Source organism: Actinoplanes sp. M2I2, from assembly GCF_023544445.1.
In the GTDB taxonomy this organism is placed as follows: Bacteria; Actinomycetota; Actinomycetes; order Mycobacteriales; family Micromonosporaceae; genus Actinoplanes.
On the sequence record NZ_JALPVJ010000002.1, the window covers coordinates 443,255 to 457,958 of the forward strand.

The 14,704-nt window shown below is 72.5% G+C and carries 19 protein-coding genes; 7 read left to right on the forward strand and 12 right to left on the reverse strand.

Going from position 1 to position 14,704, the window contains the following annotated elements:
* Positions 1–5 precede the first annotated feature (5 nt).
* Entirely contained in the window at positions 6–1,001 is a 996-nt protein-coding gene (locus HJC40_RS05825; protein ID WP_249998751.1) for an alcohol dehydrogenase catalytic domain-containing protein, read from the forward strand.
* 56 nt (positions 1,002–1,057) lie between these two features.
* Here the strand turns inward: HJC40_RS05825 and HJC40_RS05830 are convergent, their stop codons facing one another.
* Together HJC40_RS05830 and HJC40_RS05835 are read right to left on the reverse strand one after the other, a co-directional pair.
* A complete protein-coding gene (locus HJC40_RS05830; protein WP_249998754.1) occupies positions 1,058–1,678 on the reverse strand; it encodes a hypothetical protein in 621 nt (206 codons plus the stop codon).
* A 5-nt stretch (positions 1,679–1,683) separates the two neighbouring features.
* Positions 1,684–2,178: a sigma-70 family RNA polymerase sigma factor gene (locus HJC40_RS05835; RefSeq protein WP_249998756.1), complete on the reverse strand. Its 495-nt coding sequence runs from the start codon at positions 2,176–2,178 to the stop codon at positions 1,684–1,686.
* A 73-nt stretch (positions 2,179–2,251) separates the two neighbouring features.
* Between HJC40_RS05835 and HJC40_RS05840 the strand changes: the two genes are divergently transcribed.
* The gene (locus HJC40_RS05840) at positions 2,252–2,779 is read left to right on the forward strand and encodes a GNAT family N-acetyltransferase (RefSeq protein ID WP_249998758.1); all 528 of its coding nucleotides are present in this window, start codon (positions 2,252–2,254) and stop codon (positions 2,777–2,779) included.
* Positions 2,780–2,811: 32 nt separating this feature from the next.
* Here the strand turns inward: HJC40_RS05840 and HJC40_RS05845 are convergent, their stop codons facing one another.
* Together HJC40_RS05845 and HJC40_RS05850 are read right to left on the reverse strand one after the other, a co-directional pair.
* Positions 2,812–3,477: a response regulator gene (locus tag HJC40_RS05845; RefSeq protein ID WP_374271111.1), complete on the reverse strand. Its 666-nt coding sequence runs from the start codon at positions 3,475–3,477 to the stop codon at positions 2,812–2,814.
* A gap of 8 nt (positions 3,478–3,485) precedes the next feature.
* The gene (locus tag HJC40_RS05850; RefSeq protein WP_249998763.1) at positions 3,486–4,631 is read right to left on the reverse strand and encodes a sensor histidine kinase; all 1,146 of its coding nucleotides are present in this window, start codon (positions 4,629–4,631) and stop codon (positions 3,486–3,488) included.
* A gap of 319 nt (positions 4,632–4,950) precedes the next feature.
* Between HJC40_RS05850 and HJC40_RS05855 the strand changes: the two genes are divergently transcribed.
* Positions 4,951–5,790: a CPBP family intramembrane glutamic endopeptidase gene (locus HJC40_RS05855; protein ID WP_249998765.1), complete on the forward strand. Its 840-nt coding sequence runs from the start codon at positions 4,951–4,953 to the stop codon at positions 5,788–5,790.
* 302 nt (positions 5,791–6,092) lie between these two features.
* Complete coding sequence (locus tag HJC40_RS05860) at positions 6,093–6,494, forward strand: DUF302 domain-containing protein (RefSeq protein WP_249998768.1); 402 nt, start codon at positions 6,093–6,095, stop codon at positions 6,492–6,494.
* Between the two features lie 248 nt (positions 6,495–6,742).
* On the opposite strand, the gene HJC40_RS05865 is transcribed toward HJC40_RS05860, so the two are convergent.
* From HJC40_RS05865 to HJC40_RS05880, 4 genes are all read right to left on the reverse strand, one after another.
* Positions 6,743–7,087: a hypothetical protein gene (locus HJC40_RS05865; protein ID WP_249998770.1), complete on the reverse strand. Its 345-nt coding sequence runs from the start codon at positions 7,085–7,087 to the stop codon at positions 6,743–6,745.
* 144 nt (positions 7,088–7,231) lie between these two features.
* Positions 7,232–8,629: a sugar porter family MFS transporter gene (locus tag HJC40_RS05870; RefSeq protein ID WP_249998773.1), complete on the reverse strand. Its 1,398-nt coding sequence runs from the start codon at positions 8,627–8,629 to the stop codon at positions 7,232–7,234.
* A 205-nt stretch (positions 8,630–8,834) separates the two neighbouring features.
* Positions 8,835–9,461, reverse strand: a complete 627-nt coding sequence (locus tag HJC40_RS05875) for a LytR C-terminal domain-containing protein (RefSeq protein ID WP_249998776.1) — start codon at positions 9,459–9,461, stop codon at positions 8,835–8,837.
* Positions 9,442–9,960, reverse strand: a complete 519-nt coding sequence (locus HJC40_RS05880; protein WP_249998778.1) for a SigE family RNA polymerase sigma factor — start codon at positions 9,958–9,960, stop codon at positions 9,442–9,444. The genes HJC40_RS05875 and HJC40_RS05880 overlap by 20 nt, the downstream gene beginning before the upstream one ends.
* A gap of 134 nt (positions 9,961–10,094) precedes the next feature.
* On the opposite strand from HJC40_RS05880, the gene HJC40_RS05885 reads away from it, so the two are divergent.
* A complete protein-coding gene (locus HJC40_RS05885; RefSeq protein WP_249998780.1) occupies positions 10,095–10,571 on the forward strand; it encodes a hypothetical protein in 477 nt (158 codons plus the stop codon).
* A gap of 15 nt (positions 10,572–10,586) precedes the next feature.
* Here HJC40_RS05885 and HJC40_RS05890 read toward each other — a convergent pair whose 3' ends face one another.
* The gene (locus HJC40_RS05890) at positions 10,587–11,195 is read right to left on the reverse strand and encodes a TIGR03086 family metal-binding protein (protein ID WP_249998783.1); all 609 of its coding nucleotides are present in this window, start codon (positions 11,193–11,195) and stop codon (positions 10,587–10,589) included.
* 53 nt (positions 11,196–11,248) lie between these two features.
* On the opposite strand from HJC40_RS05890, the gene HJC40_RS05895 reads away from it, so the two are divergent.
* Positions 11,249–11,683 carry a MarR family transcriptional regulator gene (locus HJC40_RS05895; protein WP_249998785.1) on the forward strand — a complete coding sequence of 145 codons (435 nt, stop codon included), beginning with the start codon at positions 11,249–11,251 and terminating at the stop codon, positions 11,681–11,683.
* On the opposite strand, the gene HJC40_RS05900 is transcribed toward HJC40_RS05895, so the two are convergent.
* A complete protein-coding gene (locus HJC40_RS05900) occupies positions 11,667–12,416 on the reverse strand; it encodes an SDR family oxidoreductase (RefSeq protein WP_249998788.1) in 750 nt (249 codons plus the stop codon). The genes HJC40_RS05895 and HJC40_RS05900 overlap by 17 nt on opposite strands.
* Before the next feature lie 91 nt (positions 12,417–12,507).
* Here HJC40_RS05900 and HJC40_RS05905 point away from each other — a divergent pair, with 91 nt between their 5' ends.
* Entirely contained in the window at positions 12,508–13,035 is a 528-nt protein-coding gene (locus tag HJC40_RS05905; protein WP_249998791.1) for a TetR/AcrR family transcriptional regulator, read from the forward strand.
* Here HJC40_RS05905 and HJC40_RS05910 read toward each other — a convergent pair.
* On the reverse strand, positions 13,013–13,348 hold the full coding sequence (locus HJC40_RS05910; RefSeq protein WP_249998793.1) for a DUF4387 domain-containing protein: 336 nt from the start codon (positions 13,346–13,348) through the stop codon (positions 13,013–13,015). The two genes, HJC40_RS05905 and HJC40_RS05910, sit on opposite strands and share 23 nt — an antisense overlap.
* A complete protein-coding gene (locus HJC40_RS05915; RefSeq protein ID WP_249998795.1) occupies positions 13,341–14,702 on the reverse strand; it encodes an acyclic terpene utilization AtuA family protein in 1,362 nt (453 codons plus the stop codon). Before HJC40_RS05915 ends, HJC40_RS05910 begins: the two co-directional genes overlap by 8 nt.
* Between the last annotated feature and the right edge of the window lie 2 nt (positions 14,703–14,704).

Below are 14,704 nucleotides of genomic sequence, written 5' to 3' on the forward strand. Positions count from 1 at the left end.
AGCACGTGAAAGCCCTCGCGTACGAGAAGGCCCACTCGCTCGACGCGTTCGCCGTCGAACTCGTCGACACCGCGGAACCACGACTGCGCGATGCGGATCTGCTCGTCGGGATCCGCGCCGTGGGGATCAACCCCGGTGAAGCGATGATCCGGCAGATGCGTACCGCCGAGCCGGGCGGACGGGTCATCCTGGGATGGGAGTTCGCCGGAGTCGTGCAGGCCGTAGGACCGGAAGCCACGGGCTTCGCCGTCGGCGATCGCGTCATGGGCACGGGAGACATGGCCCGGGACGGGGCGTGGGCGGAGCGGCTCGCGGTCGACCATCGTGTGGTGGCCAGGATTCCCGACGAGTTGTCCTTCGCCGACGCCGCGTCCCTGCCCATCGGCGGTCTCACGGCCTGGGAGGCGTTGTTCCGCGATCAGGAGGGCCTGACCGCGGGGATCGACCGGGTGCTGATCGTCGGCGGCGCCGGCAGCGTGGGGACGCTGGCGACCCAGCTGCTGAAGAGCCGGACCTCGGCCCTGGTGGTGAGCACGGCCTCGCGTCCCGAATCACGCGAGTGGTCCACGAGGATGGGGGCGGATGTGGTCGTCGACCACACCGGAGACGTGCCCGGTCAGCTGCGTGCGGCCGGTGTCGACCGGATCGACCTGGTGGTGTCCACGTCGGGGACCGCCGGCAACGTCGGCTGGATCGCTGAGACGCTGCGTCCCTTCGGTCACCTGGCCGCCGTCGACCTGAGCGGCCCCGTCGATCTCGGACCGCTCATCGCCAAGTCCGCCTCGCTGCACACCGAGACCGTCTTCAGCCGGTTCCTGGCCGGTGGCGACCTCGCCGCCCAGGGCAAAGTCCTCACCGAGCTGGCCTCGGACGTCGTCGCGGGCCGGCTGCGCCCCATCGCCACGACGGTGCTCGACGGCCTGAACGCCGGCACGATGAGGGCAGCCCACGAACTGGCCGAGAGCCGGCGGACGATCGGGAAGACGGTGATCACCCTCTGAGGCCGGCGGCTCCGGTCGGGGTCGCTCACCGACCCGGAAAACCGTGCCGGGCCCTGCTACTTTCCGCTTCTCCACAACGGCTCGCAGGGCAGCGGAGTTCCCTTCACCAGGCCGGTTCGGACACTGATTGTCGGGACGCCTCGGTCCGACCGCTCCTCGAAGAGCACGAAATGCAGGGTAGTGCCGGCCGGCATCCGGTCGCGCCGGATGGGGAAGACGTGCTCGCCTCCGCGGTATTGGGCGGCCCCGATCGGCATGACGCTGTTCAGCTCCGGCAACGCCGGCTGGTCGTTCTCGGCGCATCCGACCAGCTTCGCGTCCGCGGGGACCCGCTCGAACTCCACGAGGGCGGGCACGCCGACGGCCCTCAGCGCGGCATTCAACCGGCCGGCGTCGGTCAACTGCCGGATGGTCAGCACGACGGATCCGTCCGGCGACGGCTCGACCGACCAGGCGGCCAGGTTCATCGGCGCGGGCCGGTCGGTCTTCGCGCCGGTGGACACGGTCACCGCAACGCTGGCGACGGCGGCCACCACGGCCAGGCTCGCCGCCACCCCCGCGTTGCGTCGCCGGCGCAACGTCCGGCCCCGGGCGGTGATGTCGTCCAGGTCTGCTCGCAGCCGCACCGGCTCGAATTCTGTGCGGACCACGGCGTACAGGTCATCGTCGTCGGACACGGCATTCACTCCTCTTCGGTGACGGACGTCAGGTGTGCCCGCAGGGCGCTGGTCGCTCGGGCCAGGTGGGCGGTGACCGTTCCGGCGGCGATCCCCAGCGTGCGGGCGGTGGTCTTGCTGTCGAGGTCGAGGAAGATGCGCAACGCGACGACCTGCCGCTGACGCAACGGCAGCGACCGGAGGGCCGCCATCATCCGGGGATCGAGCGTCGCCGCGTCCGGGTCGTCCTGATCCGGCTGGTCGTACCGGTCGGGTGTCAGCACTTCTCCGCGCCACCGTCGCCACCAGGAGATGTGCATGTTGAGAGCGGTGCGGACGACCCACGCGCGGGGCGAGGGATGGTCGGCCACCCGGGGCCAGCGCGCCCATGCCCGGGCGAAGGCCTCCGCCACGACCTCCTCGGCCGCCTGCCGGCTGCCCAAGGACGCCGTCACCGCCCGCAGGCAGTCGTCCCTGGCGCTCTCGTAGAAGGCGGCGAAGTCCGCCCGTCGATGTTCCACACCGCTATTACGCCAGACGACCGCCGCACGCTTACCTCACCGGAGATCGATCGGGGCTGACAAGATCGGCGGCATGCGCACCATCGCGAGCAACCGTCTCCGGCTGCGACCGTGGCGCGACGAGGACGCCGACTTCCTCCTCGATCTGGAGTCGCGCTGGGAGGTCGTACGATTCCTGGGCGCGCGGCCCACGACCATGAGCAACCGGGTGGATGCTCTCGCCTCGATCGCCCGCCGGCGGGCCATCGACCATCCGATCCACGGAATCTGGGCCATCACCACGGCGCCGGACGGCGGACTGGTGGGAAACGTCCTGCTCAAGCCGATTCCCCGGTCGTCCGGAGCCCCGGTCGACGGCCCGGCCGAGGTCGAGATCGGCTGGCATCTGCACCCGGACGCGTGGGGGCGCGGCTACGCCACCGAAGCGGCGGCAGCGGTCCTGGACGACGCGTTCAGCCGGGGTCTGGCGTGGGTCTTCGCGGTCACGCACCCGGACAACCACGCCTCCCAGGCCGTGTGCCGGCGGCTCGGCATGACGCACCTCGGCCGGACGACGCGGTACTACGACACGGCGAACGAACTCTTCGAGCTGCGGGGCTGATCGGCGAGGACCCGGGGTGTCGCCACGGGACCTCAGCCGGGGCCGGTCACGACGCCCGCCTGGTACGCGCGGATCACCAGCTGGGCCCGATCTCGTACGCCGAGCTTGGCGAAGAGGTGGCTGACGTGGGTTTTCACCGTCGAGTAGCTGAGGTAGAGGTCCTCGGCGATCTCGTGATTCGACTGGCCGCGCGCCACTGCGGCGAGGACGTCGTGCTCGCGCGGTGTGAGCGGAGGCAGCGCCGTCGCCGGGACGGGCGGCCGGGCCGGCTCCGGCGGCGTCCCGGCTTGCAGGTAGCTCTCGATCAGCCGGCGGGTGATCGCCGGCGACAGCAACGCGTCGCCCCGGGCCACCGTACGGACCGCGGTGATCAGCTCGGCCGGCAGCGTGTCCTTGAGCAGGAAGCCGCTGGCGCCCGCCTGCAGCGCCTGGAAGACGTACTCGTCGGCGTCGAAGGTGGTCAGGACCAGCACCCGGGTCGTGCCGGGGGCCGCTCCGCCGGTCAGATGCCGGGTCGCCTCGATGCCGTCCATCTCGGGCATCCGGATGTCCATCAGCACCACGTCGGGACGGGTCTCGCGGACCGCGGCCAGCGCCTCGACCCCGGTGCCGGCCTCGGCCACGACCTCGATCAGCGGGTCGGAGGAGAGGATCAGCGAGAAGCCGCTGCGCACCAGGGCCTGGTCGTCGGCCACCACGACCCGAATCATGAGGTGCCCGCCGCGTTCCGGCCGGGTGTGCCGCCGGGCAGCGGGAACCGGGCCCACACCCGGAAGCCGCCGTCCGGGGCGTTGCCGGTGATCAGCTGGCCCGCGTACACGGCGACCCGCTCCCGCATCCCGATCAGCCCGTGGCCCTCGGCGCCACGGACCTCGTCAGGGCTCCGGCCGCGGCCATCGTCCACCACCTCGATCTCGACGGCACCGGCCGGGTGACTCAGATGGACCCGTGCCCGGGCCGGCCCGGCGTGTTTGAGCGTGTTGGTCAAGGCCTCCTGGACGAGGCGGTAGACAGCCAGCTCGATCCCCGGCGAGGCGTCGCCCGGGTCGCCGGCCGAGCGCAACTCGACCGGCAACCCGGCCGTCTCCACCCGCGCGACCAGCGCCGGCAGGTCCGCCAGTCCGGGTTGTGGCGACAGACCGGAGGCATCGGCGGTGTCGCGGGTCGTGCGCAGCAGCTGACGCATCTCCTGCAGTGACGACCGGCCCGTGCGACCGACCCGGGCGATCGCCTCTCGCGCCTGCGACGGTTGCGCGTCCAGCAGATGCTCGGCCACCCCGGCCTGCACCACCATCACGCTCATCGCATGCCCGAGGACGTCGTGCAGTTCGCGGGTGAGCCGCAGCCGCTCCTCGACCGCTGCCCGGGAGGCGCGCTCGCGCTCCAGCTCGACGCGCCGCTCGGCCTCCAGCACCTGGGCCTCGTGAAGCGCGCGGCGCTCGCGGGTGCCGGTGCCGAGGACCCAGCCGCCGACGAGCAGGGCGCAGTTCACCACGGCGCCTTCGGCGCTGAGGTCGATCGGGCGCAACACTGCCAAAAGGACCAGACCCACGAGGAGCACAACGACCCCGTGACGGCCCGTACGGCGGGAGCCCACCGCAGCAACCGTGTAGAAGGCGACGATGGTCCCCACCGGGGCCGCGCCCGCGGCATACCGGAGGGCCACCAGCCCCAGCGCACCGGCGAGGCAGGCGGTGAGGACAGCCAGCGGATACCGGTTGCGCACGGCCAGCGGTGCGGTGGCCGCGACGGTCAGCAGCACCGAGAAGGCGTCGGGGACGCGATTCTCCGGGACGCCGTCGAGACCCGCGAGGTGCACCCCCAGGGCCACGGTCACGGTGACGGCAGCCACCAGCAGATCCCAGCCCGCGCGGTGAGGTGGTGACGATGCTCGTACGGGTGGGGTCATCGCATCCCGTCCGGTCGGGCCACGTCCGATGACGTCGGCCTGCCGGTCAACCCTAAGCCGGGCCGGTCGTCCGCACATCGGTCTGCAGTACCGGGTCCGGAGTACCGGGTCCGGAGTACCGGGCCTGTGGTGGGGTGTGGGTCGGTCGCAGGTACCGGCCGGCGCGGCGCGTTCGAGACCCGGGGCCGACGCCCCGCCGTCGGCGACACGACAGCGTGGAAGCACGGCGTGAGCCGCACCCACCGACCGCAGGAGAAAAGCCGTGCCCTCGCTGACGAACACCCCGGCCACCCCGCCCGACGACCGCCTCCGCTCAGGTTTGCGCGGGGCCATCGGCCGGTCGCCCCTGACCAGCTTCTTCGTGCTGGCCGCGATCCTCTCGTGGTGGCCCGGTCTGCTCTACCTGGCCGGCTGGTCACCGATGCCCATCGCGGGCTTCGGCCCCTTCCTGGCCGCCGTGGTCGTGCTCGCGGCGACCGGGGGCCGGCCGGCGGTGACCGGGTTGCTGCGCTCGATGGTCCGCTGGCGGGTCCCGGCGCGCTCCTACGCCGCCGCGATCGGCCTTCCCCTCCTCATCAGCGGCGTCGCGATCATCGCCGACCTCGCTCTGGGCGCCGCCCGCCCGCAGGCTGCCGACTGGGCGCTGTGGACCGGGATTCCCGTGTCGATGCTGGCGATCCTGCTGGTGCCCGGTCTGGGCGGAGCCTGGGAGGAGCCCGGCTTTCGCGGCTTCGCCCTCGGCCGGTTGGAGCAGCGGTTCGGTGCGGCCGCGGGACCGCTGATCCTCGGGGTCCTGTGGGTCATCTGGCACGGGCCGCTGTTCCTGGCCGGGCAGATCCTGTGGACCGACGTCCTGACGATCGTGGCCGCCGGCGTGGTGATCGCGGCCGTGTTCCACTCGGCCCGCGACAGCGTGTTCATCGCCATGCTGCTGCACGCCACGAACAACGCGGTCGGCGGTGGCTTCGCGAGCCAGCTGTTCGACGGCGCCGACAGCACCCGGCTCGGACTGCTGACCGCCGGTGGCTGGTGGCTGGTCGCGGCCGTCGTCCTGGTGCGCCTGGCACGCTCACGCCGCCCGGACACCGCGACCGCGCCGTGACACTTCCCCGTCGCCATCACACTTCGTCGCCGTCCCCGTCGCCATCACACTTCGTCGCCGTCGCCGTCGCCGTCGCCGTCGCCGTCGCCGTCGCCGGAACGCCGTTCGCGGGGCGGCCCAGCGTGCCTGCTTCGTAGGGGGACCAGGACCGCGGCGTGGCCCAGCCGCCGCCCGGCCGCACGCCGGAATCCCGATAAACACCGGTATACCCAGGATTCCGGCACTCACCTACGTGCCACGTGGACCGCCCTTCGACGCGACCCACTACGAGACAAGCGCTGTCGGGGGGAGAATCTCGGACCATGACTTCACCGCTCATCGCCACTGAAGCTCGCCAGGACGTCGCCACGGTTGTCCGCCGCGTCACCTCGCTCCTGGCCGAGCGCGGGATCACGCTGTTCGCGACGATCGATCATGCGGCGGGTGCCCGCGAGGCCGGGCTGGACCTCGCGGACGAGGTCGTTCTGATCTTCGGAAGCCCGGCGACCGGTACGCCGCTGATGCAGCAGGATCCGCGGGTCGGCATCGCGCTGCCGCTGCGGCTCCTGGTGTGGTCGCAGGACGGCCGGACCCGCATCGGCTACGACGATCCCACCGCTCTCGCCGGGCGCTACGACCTCGACTCCGATCAGATCCTGCAGCGGATGCGCGACCTGCTCGCAGGGCTCGCCGCCGCCGCGGCGGAGACGCCCGCCGCAAGGTAGACGCCTGCCGTGCGAAGCCGGCTACCGCGTGGGGGTGCGTGCCGTGCGGAGGCGCGCACACCTCCCGGATCGCGCCCAGCGGCATCCCGAGGTGCGTGCCGTGCGGAGGTGCATGCCGTGTGCAGGTGCGTGCCGTGTGCAGGTGCGTGCCGTGTGCAGGTGCCGGGGGAGTGTGTGCCGCGGGAATTGTGTGCCGCGGGAAGTGTGTGTCCCCATGGGCGCGGCAACGCCCATGGGGACAGCACGGGTCAGCGCTGGAAGCGGGCCGGCACCCAGCGGCGGGCCGGGGCCGCCTTGGCCTGGGCCGCGCGCCGGCGCAGGACCAGCGCGGCGATGACGCCGCCGGCCAGGGCCAGGATGCCGGCCGTGGGTGCCTTGCGCTGCCGGACAGCCCCGCCGGCCTGGCGCGCCCGGGCCGGGGCGGCCTCGCGTACCCGGGCCGCGCCCGTGGTGATCGCCTGGCGGAAGCGGGGCCTGGGCTTCTCGGGCGACCGCTCGTCACCCGGTGTCCCGGTGCCGGCGAGGTCGGTGCCGGGAAGGTCGGCGCGGGTGTGCAGCTCGTCCGTGCGGCTGCCGGTCTTCTCGATGCTCATGGCGCTCCTCGGTCTCGGGCGGCCGCGGCCCGGGGAGGTGCCGCGGCTCTGCCCCTTGCCTGCCCCACCCGGCTGATCGGCTAACCGTCTCCCGGATTCATTCACCCCACCGCGCCGCGGAGCAGGGCCGTCGAGACCTTGTCGTTACCGATTCGGGGTCGCGAAGTCGGACGGCTTGAACTTGCCCTCCGACAGGTTGTCCTCGATCTGTTCGAGGCTGCGGCCGGTGAGCTCCGGCATCTTCCGGTAGAGGAACACGAACGCGATGATGTTGAACGCCGCGTACATCCAGAAGGTTTGGCCGGTGCCGATCGCCTTCATCGTGCTGAGCAGGGTCAGGGTGATGAGCACGTTCGTACCCCACAGGGAGGCCGACTGGGCCGCGGCCCCGGCCGCGCGGGTGGCCAGCGGGTAGATCTCGGAGCCGGTGAGCCAGCCCATGAGCTGGATGCCGCCCGCGGTGAAGGCCATGAAGGCGATCAGCGTGCCGACGATCCACGGGATCATCGACTTGCCGTCGTTGCCGGTGACGAAGAACGAGCCCAGCACGATCAGGGAGAGCGCGGCGAAGGGCAGCGTGATCAGGGTGAGCCGGCGCCGGCCGACCCGGTCGATGATGGCCAGGCCGATGAGCTGCGCGATCAGGTAGGTCAAGCCCAGGGCGACCGAGACGCGCAGCGCGGTCGAGTCCGAGAAGCCGTTGTCGGTGAGGATCGTCGGCGTGTAATAGACGATCATCTCGATGCCGGACAGCTGGGTGAAGATCGCCAGGCCGCAGCCGACGACCAGCGCCGGGCGCACCCAGGCCGCCCGGAGCCCGGCCCAGCCGCGGGTGCTGGCCTTCTTCTCGGCCCGGACGTTGTCGTCGATCTCGCTCATCTCCGCGGAGAGGTCGCTGCCGGGGTGCCGCACCTTGGCCAGCGCCTCCCGGGCCCGGTCGGTGTGTCCCTCGCGGGCGAGCCACCGCGGGCTCTCCGGGAGCCGCAGCATCAGGGCGAACATGATCGCGGCGGGCAGGGCGGCCATGCCGATCGCGACCCGCCAGTCGATGACCTCGGTCGCGCCCACGATGGTGGCGATGACGATGCCGACCCCGATCGCGATCTGGAAGAAGAGCACCAGCCGCCCGCGGTAGGCGGTCGGGGCCAGCTCGGCGACGTAGACCGGTGCGGTCTGCGTCGCCCCGCCGACGGCGAAGCCGAGCACGAGGCGGCTGAGCGACAGGGTGATCGGGTCGGGCGACAGCGAGGCGGCGATCGACCCGACGACGAAGACGACGCCGATCAGCAGCAGGGTGCCGTGCCGGCCCCGCCGCTCGGACAGCCGGCTGCAGGTCAGCGCGCCGATCACGGCGCCCACGAGGATCGAGGCCGCGATCACCTGTTCCCAGACGTGCCCGATGCCGAAGTCCTCGCCGATCTGGAGCAGCGCGCCGGAGATGATGCCGGTGTCATAGCCGTACAGCAGACCGGAGATGGCCGAGACGAGCGCGACCACGATGATCGAGCCGGTGAGCCGGTCGTCGTTCCCGCGGGCCGACACCTGCGCCCCGGTTTGTCCTGGCTCATCTCGACCCCCGGTTGCGGCTGGTGGCCCGCTCGTGACGAAGCGCGGGCTTGATCAGTCTCAGTGGGGTTCGTCACCGTCGCAACTCGAGCCGAGCCTTTCTCACGACCGGCGGTCAGCGGCGCGGCGTGGCCGAGCACTCCGGCGGTCAGCGGCCCGGCGTGGCCGAGCAATCCGGCGGTCAGCGGCCCGGCGTGGCCGAGCACTCCGGCGGCGGCGAGGGTCGGCCCGCGGCGACGAGGGCCTGGTTGACCTCGGTGGTGGTGGCCAGCCGGCCGAAGCTCGCACCCAGCGTCACGTCGACGGTGGCGTCCGGTCGCCCGGGTTCGAACACCAGGTCCGCGTCGCCGTGCAGGTGGGCCCGGATCAGGGACGCGGCGCCGACCGCGGCGGGACCGAAACGCACCGTGGCCGGGCCGGTGATCGGCGGTTCGGTCGGACCGGCGGCCAGGGTCAGCACGGTGAAGCTGCGCGCGCGCAGCTGGGCGGCCGTCGCGTCGGTGAGGCCGCCCGGGGCGCCGCCGTCGAACAGGCGGAGGCGCACCTCGCCCGGGCCGTTCGGCAGGGTCAGCACACAGGCCACGGTGGGACTGTTCGCGGCCGGGCCCGGCCGCGACGCCGGATCGGGCTGCGGCCAGGCGAGGGTGGCCGTGACTCCGGCCGCGGTCGCCACCGCGGCGACCGCTCCGACCGTGGTGGTGACCTTCCGGCGCCGGCCCCGGGCGCGGACGGCCGCGGCCGGCAGGACGCGCAGGTCCTGAACGTCGGCCTCGAGCTGCCGGAGGCGGTCAGAAAGGGGAAGGGGCATCGGTGACCTCCTGGTCGTTGTCGTTCAGCAGGCCGGCGAGCGTGGCCCGGGCCCGCGAGAGCTGTGCCTTGACCGTCCCGGCCGGCGCGCCGGTCGTCGCGGCGATGTCGTTGACCGACATGTCGAGCAGGTAATGCAGCGCGACGACCTGCCGCTGCGGTTTCGGCAGCCGTTGCAGCGCCTCGATGACAGCCACGCGGTCGGGGGAGGGGCCGACGGCCGCCTCGGGCGGTGGTCCCAGCCGGGTGAGGGCGGCGACCCGGCGCCGCAGGCCGCGCCACCGGTTGGCCATCAGGCGCCAGGCGACCGTACGGACCCAGGCCTCGGGATCGTCGTACCGGGCGACCCGGGGCCAGTGCTGCCAGGCCCGGGCGAACGCCTCCTGGGCGAGGTCCTGGGCCTCGGCCCGGTCGCCGCCGGCAGCGTAGAGGTAGAGCACGACGCGCCGGACGGTGGCTGTGTAGAAGGCGTCGAACTCGGCACTGTCGTTGCCTGTCATGGTCCCCGTCTTCTCGTCGGCGCTCCGCACACTAGAGAACACACCGCACGGCGGGTTCCGGTTACATCGAATTCCGGCGGGTCGCCCCGATCGCGGTGGAGAAGGCGCCGGTGCCGCGGTCTACCGTGGGCCTGGTGATGGTTCCCCACGTGACGACCGAGGCCGGGCGCTCCGTCAAGCTGCGCTTCGACGACGACCGGGTCGAGGTGCGCCCGGTGTCCGAGGCCCGGCAGCGTGCGGTCCGGGCCTGCGCCGGGGGTCTGCTGCTCGGCTTCGGGCTGGCCGCGGTCGCGGTCAACGCCGGGGACCGCGGCATCACCGGCTTGGACCTGGCTCTCTGGGTGGCCGTGGGAGTGGCCGTGCTGGCCGCCGCCGGCGGCGCGGTCTGGTGGTTCCTGGTGGACCGGCGCGACCGGCGCCACCCCGGCGAGATGATCGCCACGTCGTCGGTGAGCGACGCCCGGAGCACCGCCGAGGCCGGCCAGGTGACCGTGTCGCTCCAGCTCGCGGATGGCGCCGAGCGGTCGTTCTCGGCGGTGGGACACTCCGGCGCCCTGTTGTCGGCGGCGTTCAGCCGGCTGCTCACCGTTTCCGGGCCGCCCGCGGCCTGAGCTCGGGTGATCTGTTCAGCCGGGTGATCGCCAGTCCGGCCTACGGCCGAGAAGCGCGACGATCCGGTCGAGCGGGTCGTCCCCGGTGGCCGGCCGCCGGGGCGCGAACGGCGCACCGGGCGCCGACCGGGTCGCGTCGTCGGGCACCGCCTCGGCGATCGGCAACGCGGCGCCCAGCACGATCGCCGGCAGCTCCCACGCCACGCCTCGGGCGCGGGCGACATCCCAGCCGTGCGCCACGTAGTCGACGAGATGGAAGCCGACGGCCAGCCGGCCCGGCACGGTGTGGACGGCGCCGCCGCCGGGCAGCGTGAACTCCCGGTCGAGCACGTCGTCGGGCGCGAAGGCGGCCAGGACTTCCCGGGCCGCGGCGGTGTAGGCCCGCACAGGGTCCTCGGTGAGGGCCGGGGTCCGCCACACTTCTGGGTCGGAGCCGCGACCGGCCGCGGCCGCGGCGAACCCGTGGTGCTGTGCGGTCATATGGGCGAGCAGGTCGCGCAGATGCCACCCGGCGCAGGGGGTCGGCCGGTCGAGGTCCGCGGCGTCGACCTCCTCGACGAGCGCGACGGTGGCGAGAACCGCGACCGCATCCGCCATCCGGACGTCCGGCACATCAATAAGCATGTGCTTACCATCCGCGCGTGCTTACCGTCTGTCAAGCGGTGTAATTTGTGGCTGTGGCCGGAGCAGCGGACGATCGCCCTGACCTGGGCGCGATGCTGATGTGGCTCGGCCGGCGGGTGCTCGCCGAGGAGCAGCCGATCCTGGCGGCGCACGACATCTCCCTGTGGGGTTATGCGGTTCTGACCGCGCTGCGGGCCGAGCCGATGCGCACCCAGTCGGCCCTGGCCCGGTCGATCGGCGCCGACAAGACCCGCCTCATCGCCGTCCTCGACCAGTTGCAGCAGCGTGAGCTCATCGAGCGGCAGCCCGATCCGGCCGACCGGCGCGTGCACCTGTTACGCCTGACCTCGGCCGGCCGCCGGCTGCACGGCGACGTGCGGGCGGCGATCCGGGCCGTCGAGTCGAGCCTGCTCGATCCGCTGCCGGACGCCGACCGCCGCGCCTTCCTGCGGGCGCTGCAGGCGTTGAGTGTCAGTCCTGCACCGTAGGGCGGATGGTGAGCGAGCCGATCTCGACGTCGTCGGGCTGTTCGACGGCGAAGCACACGGCACGGGCCACGGCCACCGGGTCGAGCCCGAACTCGCGCATCCCGGTCCGGATCCGGTCGCGGGCGGACGCCTCCATGCCGTCGGCCAGCTCGGTCCGGACGAAACCGGGGGAGATCTCGGTGGTCCGCAGGACGCCGTCGGTCGATTCGGCGCGTAGGCCCTCCATGATCGTGCGGGCCGCGTTCTTCGTGGCCGCGTAGACCGCCATCGTCGGGGTCGTCCTGAGGCCGGCGGTCGACACCGTGGTCACCACGTGGCCCCGTCCCTGGCGGCGGAAGATCGGCAGGGCCGCGGCGATGCCGTGCAATACGCCACGGACGTTGACGTCGATCATCGCCGACCAGTCGTCCACGTCGGCCTGGTCGAGGCGGCCGAGCCGGGCCACGCCGGCGTTGTTGACGAGCACGTCGAGCCGGCCGAACTCGTCGACCGCGCTCCGGACTAGGCGGTGCACGTCGTCGAGGACGGTGACGTCGGTCGGTACGGCGATCGCCCGGCCGCCCGCCTCGCGGAGGGACGCGGCCAGGGCGTCGATGCGCTCGCCGCGGCGCGCGGCGAGCACCACCGACGCCCCGCGCCCGGCGAGCATGGTGGCCGTCTCCTGGCCGATGCCGCTGCTGGCGCCGGTGACGACGACGGTCTTGCCGGTGATGAGGTCTGGGTGGGTAGGCATCCGTACTCCCGATCGAGTAAGTTGACACGTGTCCGGTTATCGCTGTTCACGGTAACCGGACACGTGTCCACTTACAAGAGGAGTCGGTCACATGGCGAGGGCGGACGCGGTCAGCAACCGGGCGCGCATCGTGCAGGTCGCCCGTGACCTGCTGAGCACGACCGCCGAGCTGCCGATGAACGCGGTGGCCAAGGCGGCCGGCGTCGGGCAGGGCACCCTCTACCGCAACTTCCCGACCCGCGAGGCGCTGCTGGCCGAGGTCTACCGCGCCGACGTCGACCAGCTCGTCGCCTCGGCCCCCCGGCTGCTCGAGGAGCACGACGCGGCCACGGCCTTCCGTCTCTGGCTCGACAACGTCGCCGACTACGCCCGGGTCAAGCGTGGGGTTCTGGCCGCGCTCGATCCCGGACCCGGCCACGAGCTCGCCGCCGGGCACACCGCGACGATCGGCAAGGCCGTCGACCTCCTGCTCGAGGCCGGCCGGCGCGAGAAGTCGATCCGGCCCGACGTCGGTTCCGAGGACGTGATCATTCTCCTCCGGTTCCTGTCGCGCGACGACGCGGCCGAGCGGGCCCACCACCTCCTGGAACTGATCGTCAACGGCCTCCGGAGCCGGTGAGCACGGCCAGCTGGGCCAGCGGCACGTGGTGCTGGCCGGCGTGGATGTCCCGGTCCCGCAGGCTGCCCTGGGAGACCGGGCGCGGGAACGAGATCTTGACGACGTTCAGCGCGGGCAGGCGGAAGATCTGGACGGCGCCGGCGTCGACCCCGTAGAGCCGGGCGACTACCGGCCCGTTGAGAAATCCGGGATCGGCGACGAGCGCGTATCCCGCGGCGTCCCGCATGAACAGTTCCATCGTCACCCAGAACGGACCGGCGTTCTTGGACCGGACCTCCAGCGCGAGGTCGGCGATCGTACGGGTCTCAGGCATCGCCGGCCTCCGGGAGGTGGACGCGGAACAGGCTGGTCGGGGAGTCCACGTCGACGACGTGGTTGAGCACGAACTCGTAGACCGCGCCGCGCTCGGTCTCGGCCGGCGAGGTGGCGAAGGCCAGGCTGGGCAGATAGCTCATGTCCGGCGTGGGAAGGTGCAGCATCAGCGGGTTGACGACCTTGGCCACCGCCGTCGCGGTCGCCTGCTCGGCCGCCCGGACCAGCAGCATCACGCCGACCTCCTTGGGTGGCCGCCGGTCGGGCTCGATCTCGTCGAGGATCGCGTCGTAGCCGTAGAGGCGCAGGTCGATCGCGTAGTCGCCGTCGGCCAGGCCGAGCGTGCGGGTGACCCACTCGCCGATCATCTTGCGCAGCAGCGCGGCCCAGGTGTCGATCTGGCCGAGGATGTGCGGGTCACGGATCGCGGTGAACGACATCGTCTCGTACCCGGTGATCCGGGCGCCCTCGAGCTTGATGGTGTGCTGCTCGGCCGGCTCGAAGCGGGACCCCTCGACCCGTACGCGCCGGTCGTCCAGCGCCTGGTAGGTCGCGTCGGACACCACGATCGTGCCGGCCGGCTCGCGCATCGAGAACGGGTTCACCGTCTCGTAGAGCATGTGGGCCGCGACCGAGGTGGGGGTGCACGCGTTGCCCGGGTCGAGCGGCTCGATGGTGAACCCGGTCGCGTCGACCGTCGCCAGCACGCCACCGGCACGCGGGTCGGTGGTGCACTGCCCGCCGCACTCGACGATCTTGGCCGCGTGCCACACCGGACCGGCCGGCAGACCCTTCATCAGGGGATAGGCCGCCGCGAGGGCCGTGTCGGTGGCCCGCCCGGCCAGCACCACGTCGGCGCCGCCTTCCAGAGCCGCGACGATCGGCTCGTGTCCCATCATGCCGACGATGTGCGTGCAGCTCGCCAGCGTGGCCGTGTCCAGCTCGCCGGCGGGCGGCAGCGGGTGGATCCGGTCGAGGTCGCCGCCCAGGGAGGCGGCCTGCTGCTCGCTGTAGATGGTGGCGATCCGCAGGTCCAGGCCCTCGGACGCGAGGATCTCGCGGGCGATGCCGGCGACCCAGTCGACCCCCGAGTCGGTGCCGCTCGTGCCGCACGAGCCGATGATCAGTGGGATGCCGGCCGAGGCGGCCGCGCGCAGCAGCAGGCGCAGGTCCCGGGCGACGGCCGCGGCCGCCGTCTTGGCCGTGCCCGAGCCCAGGTAGTAGGGCCCGGAGTCGGTCGAGCCGCCGTCCACGGCGATGACGTCGGCGCCGAGTTCGAGGCCGCGGGTCAGGGTCTCGGGCGGGAAGCCGGCTCCCAGCATGCCGGTGGGGGCGAGAATGCGTACGTCGGTCATGG